We start from the raw sequence: 21,417 nt of genomic DNA, 5'->3' as shown, positions 1-21,417 counted from the left end.
GATTGTGGCGTACGGGGCCCAGGTCTGCTGGAGCGGAGGGTCAGTCGGTGCCGGACTCCATCGCGGCGTGGTCGAGGAGTTCGTCCTCGGGGGCCTCGCCACGGGAGGCGATCGCCTCGGCCCCGCCCTCCGGCATCGCGCCGATCAGCCTGGTCGAGGGCGCCTGCGCGGCGGCGATCAACGCCGAGTGGTCGGCGCCGACCATGCCGAGCCCGGCGTACTGCTCCAGCTTGGCGCGGGTGTCGGCGATGTCGAGGTTGCGCATGGTCAGCTGGCCGATGCGGTCGACCGGCCCGAAGGCGGAGTCTTCCGTGCGCTCCATGGAGAGCTTGTCCGGGTGGTAGCTGAACGCCGGCCCCGACGTGTCGAGGATCGAATAGTCCTCGCCGCGCCGCAGCCGCAGCGTCACCTCGCCGGTGATCGCCATGCCGACCCAGCGCTGCAGCGACTCGCGCAACATCAGCGCCTGCGGGTCGAGCCAGCGGCCTTCGTACAGCAGGCGGCCGAGCCGGCGCCCCTCGCTGTGGTAGACGGCGAGGGTATCCTCGTTGTGGACCGCGTTGACCAGCCGCTCGTAGGCCGCGTGCAGCAGCGCCATGCCCGGCGCCTCGTAGATGCCCCGGCTCTTGGCCTCGATGACGCGGTTCTCGATCTGGTCGGACATGCCCAGGCCGTGCCGCCCGCCGATGGCGTTGGCCTCCAGCACCAGGTCGACGGCGGAGCCGAACTCCTTGCCGTTGATCGTCACGGGGCGGCCGCGCTCGAAGCCGATGGTGACGTCTTCAGGTGCGATCTCGACGTTCTGGTCCCAGAACCGCACGCCCATGATCGGCTCGACGGTCTCGATGCCGGCGTCGAGGTGCTCCAGCGCCTTGGCCTCGTGGGTCGCTCCCCAGATGTTGGCGTCGGTGGAGTAGGCCTTCTCCGTGCTGTCGCGGTAGGGCAGGCCGTGCTCCAGCAGCCACTCGGACATCTCGGTGCGACCGCCGAGCTCGCTGACGAAACCGGCGTCGAGCCACGGCTTGTAGATGCGCAGCGACGGGTTGGCCAGCAGGCCGTAGCGGTAGAAGCGCTCGATGTCGTTGCCCTTGAAGGTGGAGCCGTCGCCCCAGATCTGCACGCCGTCCTCGAGCATCGCGCGCACCAGCAGGGTGCCCGTGACCGCCCGCCCCAGCGGGGTCGTGTTGAAGTAGCCCCGGCCGCCGGAGCGGATGTGGAACGCCCCGCAGGCCAGAGCGGCGAGGCCCTCCTCCACGAGGGCGGCCCGGCAGTCGACCAGCCGGGCGACCTCAGCGCCGTAGGCCGTCGCGCGCCCGGGCACCGAGGCGATGTCGGGCTCGTCGTACTGGCCGATGTCTGCGGTGTACGCGCACGGCACCGCGCCCTTCTCGCGCATCCACGCGACCGCTACCGAGGTGTCGAGGCCGCCGGAGAAGGCGATGCCGACACGTTCGCCGACAGGCAGAGAAGTGAGAACCTTGGACACGCGTGAAGTATATACATAGTTATGCATGATCATGCAACATCATCGTGCGACGGCCCCTCCGCCGTGTCGCGATCTCCGGAGAACGGCTCAGCGCGCGGGCTGCGTGGCCGCCGCGGCTCGGGGTTCGTTCTCCGAGGCCGGTTTGTACGCCCGCCCCGCGGCCTCGATGTGCGCCTTGGCCGCCCTCCCCGCCGCCTCCGGGTCGCCCGCGCGGATTCCGGCGACGATGGCCCGGTGCTGCTCGGTGATCGCGCCGGCCCAGTGAGGGTCGTCGAGGTTGGCCACGGTCGTGACCGCGATGCGGTCCCACACCCGGTGCAGGGTGTCCTCGAGGAACGGGTTGCCGGCCGCCGCTCCGATGGCGCGGTGCAGGGCCAGGTTGGCCTGGGCGGAGGCGTGGGCGTCGTGGGTCTGCACCGCCGCCTCGACCGCGTCGACGGCCTTGTCGAGCGCGTCGATGTCGGCGGGGGCCAGCTGCCCGCGCGCCTGCCGGGTGGCGGCCAGCTCGGCGGCCAGCGCTTCGAGCGTGGCGCGCAGGACGAACAGGTGCTCCGCCTCGGCGACGGTCAGCGCCGCGACGGCGACGCCGCGGGCGGCGGGGATGACCAGCCCTTCGGCCAGTAACCTGCCGATGGCCTCGCGGACGGGAGTGCGGCTGACGCCGAGGTCGGCGGCCACGGCGGCTTCGGTCAGCCGCTGGCCGGGGGCGTATCGCCCCTCCGAGAACCGGTGGCGCAGCGCCACGTAGACCGCATGGGCGCTGCCCGGCTGGGATTCGGAAGAGACCGCCATGCGGCGAGTATACATTGCATGCAATCGCCTCTCGAACACTCTTGACATGCATTGCATGCAATGAATACGTTGCCTCCCAAGCAAGGCAGGGAGCCGGAGGGAGGACGACATGCTCGACCCGCTGCAGCTGCTCGTTCTCGCCGGTGCGGGCTTCCTGGCCGGCGCCGTGAACGGTGTCGCGGGCGGCGGTTCGCTGATCTCGTTCCCCGCGCTCATGGCGATGGGATATTCGCCCATCGCCGCCAACGTCACGAGCGCGCTGGCCACCCTGCCCGGCTACGCGGGCGGGCTGGCCGGCTACCGCGACGAGCTGCCCGCCGTGCGCCCGCGGGTGCCGCGGCTCGCCGTGGTCAGCGCCTGCGGCGCCGCGTGCGGGTCGGCGATCCTGCTCGCCGCGCCCGCCGAGCAGTTCGAGTCGGTCGTCCCGTTCCTCGTCCTCGTCTCCGTCGTCGCCCTTGCTCTTCAGGAGAGCCTGGCCCGGCGCGTCGGCGGGGACAGGGCGGCGGGCGGCGGTCGCGCGCTGCTGGCCGGCCAGTTCGTGGTCGCGATGTACGGCGGCTACTTCGCCGCCGGGCTCGGTGTCATGATGCTCGCCGTCCTGGGCACGTTCCTGGCGGACGACCTGCACAGGCTCAACGCGCTCAAGAGCGCGCTGTCCCTGGTCGTCGGCCTGGTCTCGGCCCTGTGCTTCTCCGTGTTCGGGCCCGTGGAGTGGATCCCGGTCGCTGTCATGTCGCTCACCGGGCTGGCCGGCGGCCGGAGCGGAGTGGTGCTCGCCCGGCGCGTGCCGCCCCACGTCTTACGGTGGCTCATCGTCGGCTTCGGTCTCATCCTGTCCGTCGCGCTCTTCGTGAGGTGACCATGCGCGAACGACCTGATCTTCTCATCACCGGCACCCACCTGATCTCCATGGACTCCGCCGTCGGCGACGTCGCGGACGCCGACGTCCTGGTGCGTGACGGGCGGATCGCCGAGATCGTCCCGCACGCCGGCGCGCGCGACGCCATGGACGCGGAAGTGATCGACGGCACGGGCACGATCATGCTGCCCGGCTTCGTCGACACCCACTGGCACCTGTGGAACTCCCTGCTCCGCGGCACGGTCGGCGACCGTCCCGGCAGCGGCTACTTCACCGTCAAGCGGGCCCTCGCACCCCACTTCGAGCTGGGCGACTTCTACTGGGCGGCCCGGTTCGGGCTGGCCGAGGCGATCAGCGGCGGCATCACGACGGTGCACAACTTCGACCACAACGTGCGCGGTCCCCAGGACGCCGACGCCAACATCCAGGCGCACCTCGACTCCGGCCTGCGCGGGCGCTTCTCGTACGGCCCGCCGGACTCGGCGCCGCCCGAGGCCACCAACGACCTCGACGACCTGCGCAAGCTGCGGGCGCGCTGGCCCGCCGAGCAGCTCGACGGCAGGCTGGACTTCGGCGTCGCGCTGCGCGGGCCGTACCGGACGCCTCCCGAGGTGTACGAGCGCGAGTGGGCCGAGGCCCGCGCGCTCGGGATGCCCATCACCATGCACTGCGACCGGTGCCTGCGCGAGGAGGGCTGCCGCGCCTGCGGCCTCGTACGCCTGGAGGAGCTGGGCCTGCTGGGCGAGGACGTGCAGGTCGTTCACGCCGTGCACGTCGACGCCCGGGACATCGAGGCGCTCGCCCGCACCGGCACCAGGGTGTCGCTGAGCCCGATGACCGAGCTGCGCACGATGGGCTTCCCGCTGCTCACGGAGCTGCTGGAGGCGGGCGTGCCGGTCTCGCTCTCCCTCGACACGCTCGCCATGCCGACCAGTGCCGACATCCTCGGCCACCTGCGCATGATCGTCTCGATGGAGGCGGCGCGTACGGGTTCCGGCACGGTCACCCCGCGCCGGCTGCTCCAGCTGGCCACCATCGACGGGGCCAGGGACCTCGGCCTCCACGACACCATCGGCTCCGTCACCCCCGGCAAGAGCGCCGACCTCGTGATCCTGCGGGGCTCCGACATCAACCTGGTCCCCTCGGGCGACCCGGTGGAGGCGCTCGTCTACACCGGCCAGGTCGACAACATCGACACCGTCATCGCCGACGGCCGCGTGCTCAAACGGCGGGGAGGGCTCGTCCGCGACGACGACGAGCCGGACCCCGTCGCGATGGCGGCGGCCCGCCGGGACGCCCTGCTCGCCAGGGCCGCGGCGGCGGGCGACTGGCCCCCTTCATCGACCACGCCGTCAACCACCGCAGGCGAAGGGAGTCTGCAATGACCGCCCCCCACCCCACGGCCGAGCGGAGCGCGCTCGCGCCCAAAGTAGCCGTCACCATGTTCGGCCTGCTGCTGCTGGCCTACACCATCAACGCCATGGACCGGATGGTCTTCCCCATCCTGCTCGTCGAGGTCCGCGCCGAATACGGCTTCAGCCTGGAGGCGGCGGGCCTGCAGGCCACCGTGTTCGCCATCGGCATGGGCCTGGCCGGACTGCCCGCCGGATACCTCCAGCGCAAGCTCGGGCGCAAGCGCACGATCGTCGTCGGCACGCTGGTGTTCTCGATCGCGACCGCGCTCACCGTGGTCTCGGTCGGGTTCTTCGACATGCTGCTGTGGCGCGTGTTGTCCGGCGTCGGCGAGGCACTCCAGCTCGCGATGATCATCGCCGTCGCGTCGAGCGCCTTCCCGGCCCGCCGCGGCGTGGCGATCGGCAGCGTCAACATGGCCTTCGCGGCCGGCTCGATCATCGGCCCCTCGCTCGGCAGCGTCCTGCTGGAGGGGTACGGCACGTGGCGGGCCCCGATGATCGCCTACGCCCTCATCGGCATCGCGCTGTCGCTGGCCATCGTGTTCCTGGTCTCGCCGCGGCTGACCGAGATCGACCCCGCCGAGAGCACGTCCAGGCACGTCGGCGGCGCCCGCCGGCTCCTGTCGCGCAACCCGCTCGTGCTGGCCGTCATCACGGCCCTGTTCGGGCTGGCCGACTTCGCCTTCATCGGCCTGTACGCCAGCTACCTGCGCGACCAGCTCGACTACAGTCCCGGCGGCGCCGGGTTCGTCATCGGCCTGTCCGGCCTGGCGGCCTTCGCCTCCCCGGCCGGCGGCTACCTGGCCGACCGGTTCAGCCCTCGGGTCGTGCTGACGGTGCTCAACCTCGGCGTGGCCGCCAGCGGGTGCGCCCTCTTCCTCGGGTCCGCGTCCACCCCCTGGCAGGCGACCTTCTCGTTCCTCTTCGGTCTGTTCGCCAGCGCCGGCATGTACGTCGCCGCGGCCAGCTACCTCGTCAAGTCGGCCGGCAGCGAGATCGTCAGCCGGGCCGCCGGGCTCTTCGTCACCTGCATCTACGTGGCGGCCGGCGTCGCGGGCCTGCTCTTCAGCACCCTGGTCGAGGCCACCGGCTGGGTCGGCGCGGGCATGGTGCAGATCGTCGGCTTCTCGGTGCTGGGCGCCGCCCTGGCGCTCGCGTTGCGCCCCGACCTGTTCAGCAAGACCACCACTCCTGAGGTTCACTGATGCTCTGGCAACCCACCCAGGTCACGCTGCCCGTGAGCGGCGGCCCCGACCGTTTCCCCGTACGCCGCGTCTACTGCGTCGGCCGCAACTACCTCGACCACATCAGGGAGATGAAGGAGGGCGACGAGCGCGACGACCCCTTCTTCTTCCAGAAGCCGGCCGACGCGGTCGTCCCCGACGGCGGCGAGGTGCCCTACCCGCCGCAGACCGGGGACCTGCACTACGAGGGCGAGCTCGTCGTCGCCATCGGCGCCGAGGGCGCGGACGTCGGCGTGCGGGACGCGTACGGCCTGGTCTTCGGCCATGCCGCCGGCATCGACCTGACCCGGCGCGACCGGCAGCGGGACTGCCGCGAGCGGGCCCACCCGTGGGAGGCCGGCAAGTCGTTCGACCACTCGGCGCCCTGCGGCCCGATCCTGCCCGGCTCCGACCCGCTGGCCGGAGAGTTGGCGCTCACCGTCAACGGCGAGCGCCGCCAGCACACCGGGCTGGAGCTGATGATCTGGAACGTGCCCGAGATCATCAGCCACCTGTCGCGCTCGTTCCGGCTGATGCCGGGCGACCTGATCTACACCGGCACCCCGGCGGGCGTCGGCCCCGTGCTGCCCGGCGACCGCGTCGGCGTCGAGATCACCGGCCTGCCCTCCCTGACCGTCACCATCGTCGAAGGAGACACCCATGCGCCCCAGCGAACGGCTTGAGTACGACCCCATCGAGGGCCGCCCCGCGCTCCGCCTGCCCGCCGGCAAGCGCATGGCGGTCTGGGTCATCGTCAACGTGGAGACCTGGTCCGACACCGACCCGATGCCGCGGACGGTGCTCACCCCGCCGGCCGGCGGCATCCCCGCCCCCGACGTGCCCAACTGGGCCTGGCACGAGTACGGCAACCGCGTCGGCGTGTGGCGCATGATCGAGGCCATGGACCGGCAGGAGGTGACCGGCACGCTGGCGATCAACGGCCAGGCCGTCACCCACTACCCGCAGATCGCGAAGGCCGCCCAGGACCGCGGGTGGGAGTTCGTCGGCCACGGCTTCACCCAGAAGAACATGCAGAAGGTCGAGGACGAGCGGGCCGACATCCAGGCCACCACGAAGGCGATCGAGACGGCGACGGGCCGCCGCCCGCGCGGCTGGCTCGGCCCCGGGCTGACCGAGACCTGGGAGACCCCCGACATCCTGGTCGAGGAGGGGTACGAGTACGTCTGCGACTGGGTGCTCGACGACCAGCCGGTGGAGCTGGCCACCAGGACGTCGCCCATCGTGAACATCCCCTACACCCAGGAGTGCAACGACGTCGCGATGATGCTGATCCAGCACCATCCGGCCCGCGAGTACTTCCAGCGCGCCGTCGACCAGTTCGACCAGATCTACAAGGACTCAGCGGACTCGGCCAGGGTGATGGCGCTGGTCATGCACCCGTACATCATGGGCGTCCCGCACCGGCTGCGGTATTTCGAGCAGGCGCTGCAGCACATCAGGGCCCACAAGGACGTCGCGTTCATGACCGGCGAGCAGATCCTCGACTGGTATCGGGACGTACGCCGTCCCTGACGGCGCCCCCTCGGGCCGTACCCCTTATCGTCTGGTCGATGACCGGAGACAAGAGGTGGGCCGCCGCCGCGCTGCACGGCGTGGCCAGCGCGAAGGGCAGGCCGGGGCCGGCCAGGACCATGGCGGTGGCCTCCTTGGCCGGCTCGCTCGCCGTCATCCTGCTGGCCACCGCCCTGCCGGTGACCTGATCCCGTGACCTAGCGGGAGGGTTCCCAGCCGCGCCGGGTGGCCGGCCGCGTCTCGTCCCTGCTGCGGTAGACGATGTAGGGCCTGGTGAGGTAGCCGACGGGAGCGGTCAGCATGTGCACCAGCCGGGTGAAGGGCCAGATGGCGAACAACACGAGCGCGCTGAGCGCGTGCAGCTGGAACAGCGGGGGCGCGCTCGCCATCAGCGCCGGTTCCGGACGGAAGTAAAAGATCGACCGGAACCAGGGAGAGACGGTGGTGCGGTAGTCGTAGCCGCCGCCGACGACGTTGGCCACGACCGTCGCGGCCAGGCCGAGGGCGATCGTGAGGGCGAGGACGGCGTACATCAGCTTGTCGTTGCGGGTGGTGGCCATGAAGACCGGGCCCACGGTACGGCGCCGGTAGATCAGGATCGCCATGCCGCCCACCGTCGCCACGCCCGCGATCGTGCCGAGGACGACGGCGAGCAGGTGGTAGAGCCCTTCGCTGATGCCCACCGCTTCGGTCCAGCTCTTGGGGATGACGAGGCCGCCGATGTGGCCCAGCGCGACGACGAGGATGCCGAAGTGGAACAGCGGGCTGCCGACGCGCAGCAGCCGTGACTCGTACATCTGGGAGGAGCGGGTGGTCCAGCCGAACTTGTCGTAGCGGTAGCGCCACACGTGGCCGAGCACGAACACGGTGAGCGCCACGTACGGCAGGACCACCCAGAGCAGGATGCTCATCGGCCGGCCTCCATGGTCGCGTAGGGTTCCAGGCCGACGGCCTCGGCGGGTGGCCCCTCTTCCGCCAGCCGCAGCGCGGCTTCCCGTTCGCGGGCGCGGGCCGGGGGCAGGGTGGCCAGGACGGCGGCGACGACGCCGGCGTACGGTGAGCGCTCGTCCTCCAGCGCCGCGCGCAGCACTTCCATGCCGGCGCGGTGCTCGGTCATCAGCCGCCGGGCTGGGCGGACGGCGCCGCGTGCCGACAGCTCGCACACCACGGCCAGGTGGTCGGGCAGCTCGCCGTCGGCGAGCTCGAAGCCCGCGGTGTGCAGCGCGTGCTTGAAGCGCAGCAGTGCGGCGCCGCGTTTGCGGGTGTCGCCGTAGGCGTAGTAGGTGAGGTACGGGCAGCAGCGCCGTTTCAGGTCGAAGGTCGCCACGTAGTGGGCGGCCAGGTCCGCCTGAGGAGTGCCGGCGGCGTGTCCGAGGAAGGCCGACAGGCGGTCGCGGACCTCCCCCGAGGGCAGCGCGGCCACCGCCTCGACCAGCACCTGCCGGGAACCGTAGAGCCGCTCGTCGGGGTAGCCCAGCAGCACCGAGGCCACCATGTGGGCACTGCGCAGGTCGCCGTCGTTCACTTCTTCCTCCTGGGGAACAGCCCGTCGGGCGTGCCTTTGCCGTCCCAGTTGAGCAGGTTGACCCGGCCGCGCAGCTCGTCGGCCTCGTCGAGTTCGTCGCCTGCCTGCCGCTCGCGCAGGGCGTGGAAGCTCTCCACCGCGATCGGCGACGGCCGCCCCGACGCCTCGCCGAACGGGCCGGCCATGCCGGGGCCGCCCTCGTAGTCGAGGCTGCAGCCGGTGGCCGTCTCCTCCAGCCGGGCGCCCTGCTCGGCGTGCGCCTTCGGGATGACGTACCGCTCGTCGTAGGGGGCCAGGGCCAGCAGCCGGTGCATGTCCTCGATGCGCGGGCCGTCCATGCCGACGGCCGCGGCGATCGACTCGTCGGGGTCCTGGCCCAGGTTGAGCCGGCGCATGTACGAGCGCATCGCGGCCAGGCGGCGCAGCACCGCGCGCACCGGTTCTGGGTCGCCGGCGGTGAACAGCTCGGCCAGGTAGCCGATCGGGATGCGCAGCGCCTCGATGGCGCCGAACAGGTTGCCGGCGTCCTCGCCGTCGTGCCCGGACTCGGAGAGCACGTCCACGACGGGCGACAGCGGCGGGATGTACCAGACCATCGGCATCGTGCGGTATTCGGGATGCAGCGGCAGCGCCACCCCGTAGTCGAAGATCAGCTTGTGGATCGGGGACGTGCGGGCGGCGTCCAGCCAGTCATCGGGGATGCCCGACCTGCGGGCCGCCTCGATCACCTCGGGGTCGTGGGGGTCGAGCAGGACACCTTTCTGCGCCTGGTACAGGTCCTTCTCGTCCGGAACGGAGGCCGCCGCGGCCACCCGGTCGACGTCGTACAGGACGAGCCCGATGTAGCGCAGCCGCCCGACGCACGTCTCCGAGCAGACCGTGGGGATGCCCACCTCGACGCGCGGGAAGCAGAACGTGCACTTCTCGGCCTTGCCGGTGCGGTGGTTGAAGTACACCTTCTTGTACGGGCAGCCGGTCACGCACATCCGCCACCCCCGGCAGCGGTCCTGGTCGACCAGCACGATGCCGTCTTCTGAGCGCTTGTACATCGCCCCCGACGGGCAGGACGCCACGCAGGAGGGGTTGAGGCAGTGCTCGCAGATGCGCGGCAGGTAGAACATGAACGCCCGCTCGAAGTCCAGCTTCACCTGGTCCGACACCTTGCGCAGCACCGGGTCGGCGGGCGCCAGCTCGGGGCCGCCGGCCAGGTCGTCGTCCCAGTTCGCGCTCCAGCTGATCTTGGTGGGCCGGCCGGTGATGAGCGAGCGGGGCCGCGCCACCGGGGTGTCGTCCTGCATGGGCGCGGAGAACAGCTGGTCGTAGTCGTAGGTCCAGGGCTCGTAGTAGTCCTGGATGGAGGGCATCAGCGGGTTGGCGAAGATGGAGAGGAGCTTCCTGAGCCGGCCGCCCGCCTTGAGTTTCAGCCGGCCGCGCCGGTTGAGTTCCCAGCCGCCCTTCCACCGGTCCTGGTCCTGGTAGGTGCGGGGGTAGCCCTGGCCGGGGCGGGTCTCGACGTTGTTGAACCAGACGTACTCGGTGCCCGAGCGGTTGGTCCAGGCCTGCTTGCAGGTGACCGAGCAGGTGTGGCAGCCGATGCACTTGTCCAGGTTCATCACCATGGCCAGCTGCGCCATGACGCGCATCAGTAATCGACCTCCTGGCTGCGGCGGCGGATCACGGTGACCTCGTCGCGCTGGTTGCCGGTCGGCCCCAGGTAGTTGAAGGCGAAGCTCAGCTGCGCGTAGCCGCCGATCAGGTGGGTGGGTTTGATGAGGAGCCGGGTCAGGGAGTTGTGGATGCCGCCGCGCCGGCCGGACGTCTGGCTCTTGGGCACGTCCACCACGCGCTCCTGGGCGTGGTACATGTACACCGTCCCTTCGGGCATCCGGTGCGAGACGACCGCGCGGGCCACGACGACGCCGTTGCGGTTGACCGCCTCCACCCAGTCGTTGTCGGCGATGCCCGCCTTCGCCGCGTCGGCCGGGCTCATCCAGATGTTCGGCCCGCCCCGCGACAGCGTCAGCATGAGCAGGTTGTCCTGGTATTCGGAGTGGATCGACCACTTGGAGTGCGGCGTGAGATAGCGCACGGCGATGCCGTTCTCGCCGCTCTCCCCCACGCCGGGCTCGCCGAACATCGCGGTCATGTCGAGCGGCGGCCGGTAGGCCGGCAGGGCTTCGCCGGCCTCGTGGATCCAGTCGTGGTCGAGGTAGAAGTGCTGGCGGCCGGTGAGCGTGTGCCAGGGTTTGCGGTGCTCGACGTTGATGGTGAAGGCCGAGTAGCGGCGGCCGCCGGTCTCGATGCCCGACCACTCCGGCGACGTCGTCACCGCCACCGGCCTGGCCTGCGTGTCGGCGAACGTGATCTGCTTGTGCTCGTCGGCCAGCCCGTCGAAGGACGTGCCCGTGCGGCGGGCCAGCGTGGCGAACCCCTGCGCGGCCAGGCGCCCGTTCGTGGTGCCCGACAACCCCAGGATCGCCTCGCACAGGTCGATGTCGCGGGCCAGCGACGGCCGCCCGGCCGCCACGCCGCCGCGCACGGCGCCGTTCCTGCGGCGCAGTCGCTCCACCTCCTCGCCCACCTGGAACGTCAGCCCCTTGGTGGTGGCGCCGAGGGTGTCCAGCAGCGGGCCGAGCGCGGCCATCTTGTCGGCGACGGCCGCGTAGTCGCGCTCCACGATCGTGATCTTCGGGAAGTTCCTGCCCGGTTCAGGGATGGTCCCGGCGCGCCGCCAGTCGTCCACGCGGCCGTGCGGGGTGGCGTACTCGTCGGGGGTGTCGTGCAGCAGCGGCGCCGCCACCAGGTCGCGGCGCACCCCGAGGTGGGTGGCGGCCAGGGTGCTGAACGCCTTGGCGATGGCGTGGAAGGCGGCGAAGTCGGTACGCGTCTGCCAGGGCGGGTCGATGGCCGGGCTGAAGGCGTGCACGAACGGGTGCATGTCGGTCGAGGACAGGTCGTGCTTCTCGTACCAGGTGGCGGCGGGGAGCACGATGTCGGAGAACAACGTCGTGGACGTCATCCGGAAGTCCAGCGACAGCAGCAGGTCGAGCTTGCCGCGCGGCGCCTCCGGCCGCCAGGTCACCTCGTCGGGCCGCTGCTCGGGCGCGGCCTCGACGGCCCGCAGCGACGCGTCGGCGCCCAGCAGGTGCCGCAGGAAATACTCGTCGCCCTTGGCCGACGAGCCCAGCAGGTTGGCCCGCCACACGGTCAGCACGCGCGGCCAGTTGGCGGGCGCGTCCGGGTCCTCGCAGGCGAAGCCCAGCTCGCCGGAGGCGGCCCGGCCCGCGACGTACGCGCCCGGCTCCTGCCCCGACGCCGCCACCTCGTCGGCCAGGTCGAGCGGGTTGCGGTCGAAGGTCGGATACGACGGCATCCACCCCATGCGGGCCGAGGCCGACATCAGGTCGGCGGTGGACCTCCCGGCGAACGCGCCCCGGCCCAGCGGCGACGCGACGGTGTCGGCGCTGTAGGTGTCGTAGCGCCACTGGTCGGTGTGCAGATACCAGTACGCCGTACTGATCATGTGCCGGGGCGGGCGCGACCAGTCCAGGGCCGACGCGAGATGCGCCCACCCGGTGATCGGCCGGGCCTTCTCCTGGCCGACGTAGTGGGCCCAGCCGCCGCCGTTGACGCCCTGGCAGCCGGTCAGCGTGGTCAGCGCGAGGAAGGAGCGGTAGATCTGGTCGGCGTGGAACCAGTGGTTCGCTCCCGCCCCCATGATGATCATCGACCGGCCGCCGGACTCCTCCGCGTTCGTGGCGAACTCGCGGGCGATCCGGGCCGCCCTCGCCGCCGGCACGCCGGTGATGCCCTCCTGCCAGGCCGGCGTGTACGGCTGCGCCGCGTCGTCGTAGCCTCGCGGCCACTCGCCCGGAAGGTCGCGCGGCACCCCGTACTGCGCCATGAGCAGGTCGAACACGGTCGTGACCAGGTGCCCGCCCACCTCCATGACCGGCACGCCCCGGTGCAGCACGCCGCCCGGCAGGTCGAAGCGGGGCAGGGCGACCTTCACCGCCTGCCCGCCGAGCAGCGTGAGCGCCGGGTCGACCGCGCCGAGGTCCAGGTTCCACCGGCCCTCGCCGTCGGGGCGGTAGCGGAAGCCGAGCGAGCCGTTGGGCACCACCGGCTCGCTCGTGCGCGCGTCGATGAGCACCGTCTTGAACGCGTCGCCCTCGCCCTCGCGCAGGTCGGCGTCGGTGAGGAACTTGTCGGGCACGTACCCGCCGCTGTCGTGCTCGCGCAGCCGCACCAGGAACGGCAGGTCGGTGAAGCGTTTGGCGTAGCCGGTGAAGGCAGGGGTCTCGCGGTCGGCGAAGAACTCCTTGAGGATCACGTGGCCCATCGCCATGGCCAGCGCCCCGTCGGTGCCGGGACGGGGGGCCAGCCACTCGTCGCCGAACTTGGCGGCGTCGCTGAAGTCGGGACTGACGATGACGACCTTCTGGCCCCGGTAACGTGCCTCGGTCATGTAGTGCGCGTCGGGGGTGCGGGTGACGGGCACGTTGGAGCCCCACACCAGCAGGTAGGAGGCGTCCCACCAGTCGGCCGACTCGGGCACGTCGGTCTGGTCGCCGAACACCTGGGGCGAGGCCACCGGCAGGTCGGCGTACCAGTCGTAGAACGACAACATCGCGCCGCCGATCAGCGAGACGAACCGGGCGCCGGCCGCGTGCGAGGCCATCGACATGGCGGGGATCGGGGAGAAACCCGCGACGCGGTCGGGGCCGTACTCCCTGATCGTGTGCACGTGGGCCGCTGCGACGATCTCGACGGCCTCGTCCCAGCCGATCCTGACCAGCCCGCCCTTGCCGCGCGCCGACTGGTAGCGCTCCCGCCTGGCGGGATCCGTGGTGATCTCCGCCCACGCCTCGACCGGGTCGCCGAGCCTGGCCCGCGCCTCGCGGTACATCTCCACCAGGACGCCGCGCGCGTAGGGGTATCGCACCCGGGTGGGCGAGTAGGTGTACCAGGAGAAGGCGGCGCCGCGCGGGCAACCGCGCGGCTCGTACTCGGGCCGGTCGCCGCCGACGCTCGGGTAGTCGGTCTCCTGCGCCTCCCAGGTGATGATCCCGTCCTTGACGTAGACCTTCCACGAGCACGAGCCCGTGCAGTTCACGCCGTGGGTCGAGCGCACCACCTTGTCGTGGCTCCAGCGGTCGCGGTAGAACGCGTCACCCTGGCGCCCGCCCACCTGGTGCAGGGTGCGCAGATCCGGCGAGACCGTCCCGGACCGGAGATGCCGCCCCATCTTCAGCAACGCGTCGCTGACAGGCCCGTCCATCGCCGTCATATCACTCGTCTTCCTGCCGTCACGAAGCCGACATGCCAGGCACTGCTGTCGTAGCCCAGGAGGGAGTAGGAAAACGTGGAACGGCCGACAAGGCGGCTTTCCTGATTAAAACTTCGGTGAAGTTAGGTCAGGCGGGGAAACCGATGGAATGGGTGTCCATGAATTCGCGGATCCCCTCGATGCCCATCTCCCGGCCCATGCCGCTGTGGTTGAAGCCGCCGAACGGCGCCCGCTCGTCCAGGCTCCCGGCTCCGTGCGCGTTGACGAACGTGTAACCGGTCCGCAGCCGCGCGGCCAGGGCGGCGGCACGGCCGGGATCGTCCGTCCACACCGAGGAGCACAACCCCGACCAGGTGTCGTTCGCGCGGGCCACGGCGTCGTCCTCGTCGTCGAACGGCAGGATCGGCAAGGTCGGGCCGAACTGCTCCTCGGTCACCACCCGCGTGTCGTCGGCGGGGTCGAGCACCAGCGACGGGCGCAGGAAGTTGCCCCTGGACAGGTCGGCGCCCTCGGCGGGCGCGCCGAACTCGCGCACCTCGGCCCCCGACGAGCGGGCCTGGCCGAGGAGCTCCCGCACGTACGCCAGCTGCCGCCCGCTGTGCAGGGGCCCCATGGTCACCCGCTCGTCCAGGCCGTGGCCCAGCCGGGTCGCGGCGAGCAGCCCGGACAGGCCCTCCACGACCTCGTGGTAGCGCGACCGGTGCACGTAAAGGCGCTTGATCGCCATGCAGATCTGCCCGGTCGAGTCGAACGTGCCCGCGAACAGGCGGTGCATCGCGTCAGGGCCGAGATCGGCGTCGTCCAGCACGATCGCCGGGTCGTTGCCGCCCAGCTCCAGCGCCACCCGGGTCAGCGAGTCGGCGGCCATGGACATGATGCGCTTGCCGCCGGCCGGGCTGCCGGTGAAGCAGACCTTCCTGACCCGGTCGTCCTGGATCAGCGCCGCGCCGATCTGCGCGTCCGCGCCGGTGACGACGTTGAGCACGCCGGGCGGCAGCGCGCGCGCCACCACCTCCACCGTGCGCACGGTCGCCAGCGGGGTCGTGGGCGGCGGCTTCACCACGACGGTGTTGCCGGCGATCAGCGCCTGCGGCAGCGAGGCGGCCAGGATCGCCAGCGGCCAGTTGAACGGCACGATGATCGTCACCACGCCCAGCGGCACGTAGGAGACCTCCGTGCGGTACGGCGGCGCCGGAAGCGTGGTCACCCGCCCGACCTCGCCGGCCAGCCCCGCGGCCAGCCGGAAACGGTGCTCGAAGACGACGGAGTCGATGTGGGACTCCAGCCGGATCTTGCCGTTCTCGCGGGTGAGGATCTCGGCCGTCGCCGCGCGTTCCGCCTCCAGCGGAGCCAGCGCGGCGATCAGCGCCGCCGCGCGCTCCTCCGGAGTGCGGGCCGACCAGGCGGGGAACGCCCGGTGGGCGGCGGCGACCGCCGACGTGGCCTGCTTGGCGTCGGCGGCGGCCGCGTAGCCGACGACCGACGTGCCGTCGGCCGGGTCGATCACCTGCAGCGAGTCGCCCGCGCCGTGGCTCTCGCCGTCGATGTAGAGCTCGGTGCGGATCTCGGGTAGCTGGTCCAGCGGCGTCATCGACTGTCACCTCAGCGTCGTCCCAGGCCCGTATCACCGGACCCGTCGGCTTTGGCGTCATGCTACAGCGGCTTCACCGGGGGTCCTCGTGGTCATCCGACCCGTTCCGTCCGGTGCGATCCGGCAAGACCGACCGCGACAGACGACGTAGGCGGTCGCCGCCGAGCAACCGCCAGGCGGCCTGGGCGCCGAGGCTGGTGTCGACGTGCCGGCGCATGACGGCGGCGGCGCCCTCCCCGTCACCCGCGATCACCAGCTCGACCAGCGCCTCGTGCTCGGCGGCCGAGCGGTCGCGGGCCTCCTGGTCGCGCCCGGCCTCCAGCGCCAGCCGGCGGTAGCGGTCTGATTTGTCCCACAGGCCGTCGAGCGTCTGGATGAGCAGGTCGTTGTGCGAGGCCGAGCAGAGGGCCCGGTGGAACGCGCGGTGGGCGGCGAGGTGCTCGTAGGCGGGATTGCCGGGCAGCGGCTCGAGCCCTTGCCCGGCGGCGCGCATCGCGGCGATGTCGGCCCTGGTACGGCGCTCCGCGGCCAGCGCGACCGCGAGAGGGTCGAGGGAACGCCGCAGCTCCAGCAGGTCGCGTGCCTCTTCCGCGGCGAGCGGGGCGACGCGGGCGTCGCGGTGGGCGTCCAGCTCGACCAGCCCTTCACTCTTGAGGCGGCGCAGGGCCTCGCGCAGGGGAGTGGTGCTGATGCCGATGTCGCCGGCCAGCCGTGCCTGCGCGATGACGGAGGCGGGCGGCAGCTCGCCGGAGAGAATGAGCTCCTTGACCCGCAGGTAGGCGTGGTCCGCCTTGGTGAGGTGCGGGGTGAGGTGGGGGGCGGGGTGGGATTCGGCCGCTGGTCCGGTCATCGTCGTCCTAGGTTATTACCCATGCACGGCCCGCGGGCCTCACCGGACGTGCGGATCGGCGGGAGGCGGCGTCCCGGAGCCGGGAGTGAGCAGACCCGTCTCGTACGCGAGGACGACGAGCTGGGAACGGTCACGGGCGCCCAGCTTGGTCAGCAGCCGGCCCACGTGAGTGCGGGCGGTCGCCGGGCTGATGAACAGCCGCTCGCCGATCTCGGCATTGCTCCGGCCCGCGCCGACCTCCGCCAGCACCTCCCGTTCGCGTTCCGTCAGGCGGTCGAGCCGCTCAGGCGACGACGGGCGAGGACCGGTCGCGGCGGCCCGCATGACGCGCCGGGTGACGGCGGGCGACAGCAGCGCGTCGCCACTGGCCACGATCCGCACCGCCTCCCGCATCCGCTCGGGGCTGGTGTCCTTGAGCAGGAAGCCCGCGGCCCCGGCCCGGATCGCCTCCTGGATGTTCTCGTCGGTGTCGAAAGTGGTGAGCACGATCACGTGGACGTCGCGGAGCGCCGGGACGGCCATGATCCGCCGGGTGGCGTCCAGCCCGTCGGGGCCGGGCATGCGGATGTCCATGAGCACCACGTCAGGGCGGAGCCTGGCCACCAGCTCGACACCCGCGTCGGCGCCGCTCGCGTCGCCGGCCACGACGATGTCGTCGGCGCGTTCGAGCAGCAGCCGCAGCCCCTCCCTGACGAGGTGCTGGTCATCGACGATCACGACCCGGATCATGCGCGGTCCTCCAGCGGGACACTCGCCTCCACCACGAATCCTCCCTCGCCGGGCGACGACGTCCGAAGGCCGCCGCCGAGCAGCGCCAGCCGCTCGCGCATCCCGGTCAGCCCCCACCCCGGCGGCCCCGCGGCGCCCGCGGCTCCGCGGCCGTCGTCGCTCACGCGCAGCAGCAGGGCGTCCGTCCCGTAGTCCAGGTCGATGCGGACCGTACGGGCGCCGGCGTGCCGCAGGACGTTGCTCAACGACTCCTGCACCACCCGGTAGGCCGTCGCGTCCGAGATCGCGGGCAGCCGCTCGGGCCGGCCCGAGGTCCGCACGCCGACGTCGAGCCCCGCCGCGGTGGCCGTCGCCACGAGTGCGCCGAGCGCGTCCAGCCCCGGTGCCGGGCCGTCGTCGGGATCGCCCGCGCGCAACGCTCCCAGGGTCAGCCGCAGCTCGCGGCCCACGTCGCTGCACGCCGACCTGGCCGCGGCGAGCGAGCGCTCGGCCACGTCGGGGTCGTCGCGCAGCGACTCGCGCGCCACGTCCGTGTGCAGCGAGATCACCGACACCGTGTGCGCCATCAGGTCGTGCAGATCCCTTGCGATGCGCAGACGCTCCTGCTCCACCCGCCGTGCCGCCTCCCGCTCGCGCTCCAGGCGGGCGGCGTGCTCCTGCCGGGCCAGTTCCGCGCGCCAGGCACGCCGGGCCCGCACGCCGTCGCCCAGCGCGATCGCGGCGGCCATGAGGCCCGCGGAGGTGGTGGTCTCGAAACCGAGGAGGTAGGCCAGGTCGTCGCCCTCCAGGATGCGCTGTGCGGTCGAGACGACGAGCAGGGCGACGGCCGTACCGATGGACCAGCGCGGCCTGCCCTGCTCCGCCGCGGAGTACAGCGCCGCGGCGAGCGGTGCGGCCAGCCCGATCGGCGGGTAGGACAGCATGTAGTAGACGATCAGCGCCGCGGCCGTGAGCAGGAGCGTCGCCACCGGCCAGCGCCGGCGGGCGAACATGAGGACGGCGAACGACGCGCCGAACGCGTACGCGGCCGGGCCAGGGCCGGCCGACGCGCTGCCGACGTCGGCCGTGATGGCGGTGCCGACCACGACGAGCACCAGCATGGCCAGGCCGAGGTCGACCGCCGGCTCGCGGCGGGCCGGTGATTCGACCCGCACGCCCGGCTCGTGGCGGGCTGGTGATTCGACCCGCACGCTTCCTCCGTCATCGTCGTGGGCGGGGCCGGAAGCCCGGCACGATCCTGCTGATCAGCCAGGCCGCCGCGCCGACGGCCGCGCCGACCGCGAGCCCGGTCACCAGGCTGCTGCCCAGCGAGAAGGCCCGGAGCACCAGCCCTTCCGCGGCGGGGGAGAGCGCGCCGGCGAGGTTGCCTCCCAGGTGGGGAGGGTCGCCGCCGAAGGCTCGTGCCCAAAATAGCTGATGGGCCAGACCCAGCAGGACACCGTAGGCGGCCCCCACGGCGAGCAGCGTCACGAACGGGTTGGGCACCCGCTTCCAGAGCACCACCGCCGCCCAGACGGCGATCGGGACGAACACCAGCAGCGCGTTGCCCACCGGGCCGACGAGCTTCAGGTCGTGGGCGACCACGCGTGGCACGCCGAGCAGCGCGAGCCCCCACACGGCCCAGACCGTGATGCCGAGCCGGGCCGTCACGACGAGCCTCCCGCGGGCGCGGCGGCGGCCAGGGCACGGCCGCGGTGCAGACGCCACAGGCCGGTGAAGGCCAGGGTGGCGGTCACCGCGCTCATCGCCAGCCGCCCCCAGTGGCCGGTCTCGAACTCCAGCGCCGTCTGCCGCAACACCTCCGCGGAATGGACCGCGGCGCCCTCCTCGAACATGATGTCGTTACGCGGCCAGAAGTAGAGCGCCGAGAACAGGAACTCGCCCAGCAGCAGTGACAGCAGGCTCCCGCCGGCCCACAGCCGGGTGTCGCGCACCGGCCAGGCCAGCGCCAGGGCGGCCACCGAGGCGACCACGGTCACCGCGCCCATCGGCGGGAAGAAGTCCGCGGGGCCGGTCACCACGAAGAACTCCATCGACTCCGCGAGCGAGGCGGGCACGTCGTGGAAGACGTTCGGATAGATGACGACCGTCTCCACGGCGATGCCGCCGAACGCCACCATGGCGATCCAGACGTACACGGTGAGGACGGCGGGGGTGAGGCGTTGTCGCATCGGGCTCACTTCGGTGGTCGGAGGCGCGGACCTGGTCAGGTCCAGGACCCGGTCAGGTTACGAACCGGGCCTCCCGCCCGTCGTCCGCCTCCAAGCCCTCCCGACGTACGCGTTTCGACGTATCAGCCCAGGCGGCGGGGCCCCGTCACCCGGGGGTGAGGCGCAGGACGGCGCGGTCGCCGGAAAGGTGGGTGAGGTCGAGCCGCAGGTCGTTGACGCGGCCCGTCTCGCCGGGGGAGAGCACCAGGTCGCCCTCGTCGCGGCAGCGGCCGTTGACGCAGTTGCTGCTGATGCTGGCCTGCATGCCCTGGACGCTCAGCCTCCCCGTCGAGCCCCTGAGCGTGATCCGCGCTCCGTCCGGCTGCAGGGCGCCGATGGTCAGCTGCCGCACCCCGAACCGCCCGTCGATGGTGAGCTCGTCGCCGGCCCGGATCTCGATCTCGCAGTCGGCGTCCTCGCACGACGACAGCTCGCGCCCGTCGGCGGCCTGGAATCCGGCGGGCGTCTCCTCCGGGCTCGCGGCGGGTGCGCTGGGTGAGGCGGGGAGGCGCGCCGCCGGCGTGGTGGGCGTGGCGGCGCAGCCGCTGACCACGATCAGCAGGAAGGCGGTGGCGGCGGGCCGGGCGAGGATCGGCATGACGCTCCTAGTCAGGTCGTGGGCTCATCGGGCGGGCGGTCTTTCCCCATGGAGAAGATAACCCTCCGAGACGATCCGAATCCGGACGGCGACGGATCGGCGTGGCACGTCGGCGCGTACGACCATTCGGTCGGCGCCGGCGGCCCACACGGCCGGGAATCTCGCGCTTGGCCGGAGAATCGGCAGATCTCCAGCCGATCGTTCGGTCTATATGGCGGTCCTGTGACAAAAGGTCGATTCTTGATCGCGGTGACCAACCATTCGGAAGGGGCAGCACATGCCGGATTTCCAGCACGAACACGTCGTGGTCCGCTCCGGCAGCCGGTCCGGCCTGCCGGTGATCATCGCGGTGCACTCGACGAAGCTCGGCCAGGCGGTCGGCGGATGCCGCGTCTGGCGCTACGCCGACTGGCGTGACGGGCTCGCCGACGCGCTGCGCCTGTCGGCCGCGATGACCGCCAAGTGCGCCGTGGCCGGGCTGGCGAACGGCGGCGGCAAGACCGTCGTCGCCCTGCCCGCGGACGCCGACCTGGACGCGGCGACGCGCCGGATGGTGCTGCACGACGTCGCGGACGCGATCACGTCCCTGTCCGGCACGTACGCGACCGGCCCCGACGTCGGGACGACCCCCGAGGACATGGCCGTCATCGGGGAACGGACCCCGTACGTGTTCTGCAAACCCGAACGGCACGGCGGCAGCGGCGGCTCCTCGGAGGCCACCGCGCTCGGCACGCTGGCGGCCCTGCGCGCCGTGCGCCGGCGGCTGCACGGCACGGCGGCGTTCACGGGCGCGCGGCTGGCGGTCGTGGGACTGGGCAGCGTCGGCATGCGGCTGGCCCGCCTGCTCGCCGCCGAGGGGGCCGAGCTCGTGGTCGCCGACATCGACCCGGCCAGGCGGCAGGAGAGCGACGCGCTCGGCGCCACCTGGGTCTCGCCCGAGGAAGCGCTCACCGCGGAGGTCGACATCGTCGTCCCCGCGGCGCTCGGCGGCGTGCTCACCGCGGACGTCGTACCCGATCTGCGCTGCGCCGCCGTCGCGGGACCGGCCAACAACCAGCTCGCCACGGAGAAGGTGGCGGATCTGCTGCACCGGCGCGGCATCGCGTGGGTGCCCGACCACGTCGTCAGCGCGGGCGGCGTGATCAACACGCTCGCCGTGGAGCTGCACCACGAGAGCGCCGACGAGGCTCATAAGCGGGTCGAGGCGATCGAGCACACCGTCGCCGACCTCCTGCACACGGCCGCACTCCAGCGGGTGACCCCCGCCCAGGCCGCGACTGAGCTGGCCCGCCTCCGCCTGGCCTCCGCCTGAGGCG

General features: G+C 72.1%; 20 protein-coding genes. 7 read left to right on the top strand and 13 right to left on the bottom strand.

Translation table 11 applies throughout. The features are described 5' to 3' along the window. Nucleotides 1–40 precede the first annotated feature (40 nt). Together argG and ABGB14_RS33055 are read right to left on the bottom strand one after the other, a co-directional pair. On the bottom strand, nt 41–1,486 hold the full coding sequence (gene argG / locus ABGB14_RS33060; RefSeq protein ID WP_347647762.1) for an argininosuccinate synthase: 1,446 nt from the start codon (nt 1,484–1,486) through the stop codon (nt 41–43). An 87-nt stretch (nt 1,487–1,573) separates the two neighbouring features. Continuing rightward, entirely contained in the window at nt 1,574–2,278 is a 705-nt protein-coding gene (locus tag ABGB14_RS33055; protein ID WP_347647761.1) for a GntR family transcriptional regulator, read from the bottom strand. Nucleotides 2,279–2,387: 109 nt separating this feature from the next. Between ABGB14_RS33055 and ABGB14_RS33050 the strand changes: the two genes are divergently transcribed. The 6 genes from ABGB14_RS33050 to ABGB14_RS33025 are packed head-to-tail and all read left to right on the top strand — an operon-like array spanning nt 2,388 to nt 7,496. Next, nucleotides 2,388–3,137, top strand: a complete 750-nt coding sequence (locus ABGB14_RS33050) for a sulfite exporter TauE/SafE family protein (protein WP_347647760.1) — start codon at nt 2,388–2,390, stop codon at nt 3,135–3,137. A 2-nt stretch (nt 3,138–3,139) separates the two neighbouring features. Then, a complete protein-coding gene (locus ABGB14_RS33045) occupies nt 3,140–4,522 on the top strand; it encodes an amidohydrolase family protein (protein ID WP_347647759.1) in 1,383 nt (460 codons plus the stop codon). Next, a complete protein-coding gene (locus ABGB14_RS33040) occupies nt 4,519–5,757 on the top strand; it encodes an MFS transporter (RefSeq protein WP_347647758.1) in 1,239 nt (412 codons plus the stop codon). Before ABGB14_RS33045 ends, ABGB14_RS33040 begins: the two co-directional genes overlap by 4 nt. Further along, nucleotides 5,757–6,458, top strand: a complete 702-nt coding sequence (locus ABGB14_RS33035; RefSeq protein WP_347647757.1) for a fumarylacetoacetate hydrolase family protein — start codon at nt 5,757–5,759, stop codon at nt 6,456–6,458. Before ABGB14_RS33040 ends, ABGB14_RS33035 begins: the two co-directional genes overlap by 1 nt. After that, nucleotides 6,436–7,308 carry a polysaccharide deacetylase family protein gene (locus tag ABGB14_RS33030; RefSeq protein ID WP_347647756.1) on the top strand — a complete coding sequence of 291 codons (873 nt, stop codon included), beginning with the start codon at nt 6,436–6,438 and terminating at the stop codon, nt 7,306–7,308. Before ABGB14_RS33035 ends, ABGB14_RS33030 begins: the two co-directional genes overlap by 23 nt. A gap of 38 nt (nt 7,309–7,346) precedes the next feature. Then, complete coding sequence (locus tag ABGB14_RS33025) at nt 7,347–7,496, top strand: hypothetical protein (RefSeq protein WP_347647755.1); 150 nt, start codon at nt 7,347–7,349, stop codon at nt 7,494–7,496. Nucleotides 7,497–7,505: 9 nt separating this feature from the next. Here the strand turns inward: ABGB14_RS33025 and narI are convergent, their stop codons facing one another. From narI to ABGB14_RS32970, 11 genes are all read right to left on the bottom strand, one after another. Further along, nucleotides 7,506–8,219 (bottom strand): respiratory nitrate reductase subunit gamma, encoded by a 714-nt coding sequence (gene narI, locus ABGB14_RS33020; RefSeq protein WP_347647754.1) that lies wholly within the window; start codon nt 8,217–8,219, stop codon nt 7,506–7,508. Beyond that, nucleotides 8,216–8,833, bottom strand: coding sequence for a nitrate reductase molybdenum cofactor assembly chaperone (narJ, locus tag ABGB14_RS33015; protein WP_347647753.1), 618 nt, complete (start codon nt 8,831–8,833; stop codon nt 8,216–8,218). Before narJ ends, narI begins: the two co-directional genes overlap by 4 nt. After that, nucleotides 8,830–10,476, bottom strand: coding sequence for a nitrate reductase subunit beta (narH, locus tag ABGB14_RS33010; protein ID WP_347647752.1), 1,647 nt, complete (start codon nt 10,474–10,476; stop codon nt 8,830–8,832). Before narH ends, narJ begins: the two co-directional genes overlap by 4 nt. Beyond that, nucleotides 10,476–14,123 carry a nitrate reductase subunit alpha gene (locus tag ABGB14_RS33005; protein WP_347647751.1) on the bottom strand — a complete coding sequence of 1,216 codons (3,648 nt, stop codon included), beginning with the start codon at nt 14,121–14,123 and terminating at the stop codon, nt 10,476–10,478. Before ABGB14_RS33005 ends, narH begins: the two co-directional genes overlap by 1 nt. Before the next feature lie 127 nt (nt 14,124–14,250). Beyond that, a complete protein-coding gene (locus ABGB14_RS33000) occupies nt 14,251–15,714 on the bottom strand; it encodes an aldehyde dehydrogenase family protein (protein ID WP_347647750.1) in 1,464 nt (487 codons plus the stop codon). A gap of 73 nt (nt 15,715–15,787) precedes the next feature. Then, nucleotides 15,788–16,564, bottom strand: coding sequence for a GntR family transcriptional regulator (locus ABGB14_RS32995; protein WP_347647749.1), 777 nt, complete (start codon nt 16,562–16,564; stop codon nt 15,788–15,790). A 39-nt stretch (nt 16,565–16,603) separates the two neighbouring features. Next, nucleotides 16,604–17,293: a response regulator transcription factor gene (locus ABGB14_RS32990; protein ID WP_347647748.1), complete on the bottom strand. Its 690-nt coding sequence runs from the start codon at nt 17,291–17,293 to the stop codon at nt 16,604–16,606. Next, nucleotides 17,290–18,483, bottom strand: coding sequence for a sensor histidine kinase (locus ABGB14_RS32985; RefSeq protein ID WP_347647747.1), 1,194 nt, complete (start codon nt 18,481–18,483; stop codon nt 17,290–17,292). Before ABGB14_RS32985 ends, ABGB14_RS32990 begins: the two co-directional genes overlap by 4 nt. A gap of 10 nt (nt 18,484–18,493) precedes the next feature. After that, complete coding sequence (locus tag ABGB14_RS32980; RefSeq protein ID WP_347647746.1) at nt 18,494–18,943, bottom strand: hypothetical protein; 450 nt, start codon at nt 18,941–18,943, stop codon at nt 18,494–18,496. After that, a complete protein-coding gene (locus ABGB14_RS32975; protein ID WP_347647745.1) occupies nt 18,940–19,464 on the bottom strand; it encodes a hypothetical protein in 525 nt (174 codons plus the stop codon). Before ABGB14_RS32975 ends, ABGB14_RS32980 begins: the two co-directional genes overlap by 4 nt. A gap of 145 nt (nt 19,465–19,609) precedes the next feature. Continuing rightward, the gene (locus ABGB14_RS32970; RefSeq protein WP_347647744.1) at nt 19,610–20,101 is read right to left on the bottom strand and encodes a hypothetical protein; all 492 of its coding nucleotides are present in this window, start codon (nt 20,099–20,101) and stop codon (nt 19,610–19,612) included. A 277-nt stretch (nt 20,102–20,378) separates the two neighbouring features. Between ABGB14_RS32970 and ABGB14_RS32965 the strand changes: the two genes are divergently transcribed. Further along, on the top strand, nt 20,379–21,413 hold the full coding sequence (locus ABGB14_RS32965; protein WP_347647743.1) for a Glu/Leu/Phe/Val dehydrogenase dimerization domain-containing protein: 1,035 nt from the start codon (nt 20,379–20,381) through the stop codon (nt 21,411–21,413). Nucleotides 21,414–21,417: the final 4 nt, after the last annotated feature.

It is taken from the genome of Nonomuraea sp. B10E15 (genome assembly GCF_039871615.1).
Taxonomy (GTDB): Bacteria; Actinomycetota; Actinomycetes; order Streptosporangiales; family Streptosporangiaceae; genus Nonomuraea.
Note: the sequence above shows the minus strand (reverse complement) of the source record. Positions and strands in the feature narration are given on the sequence as shown.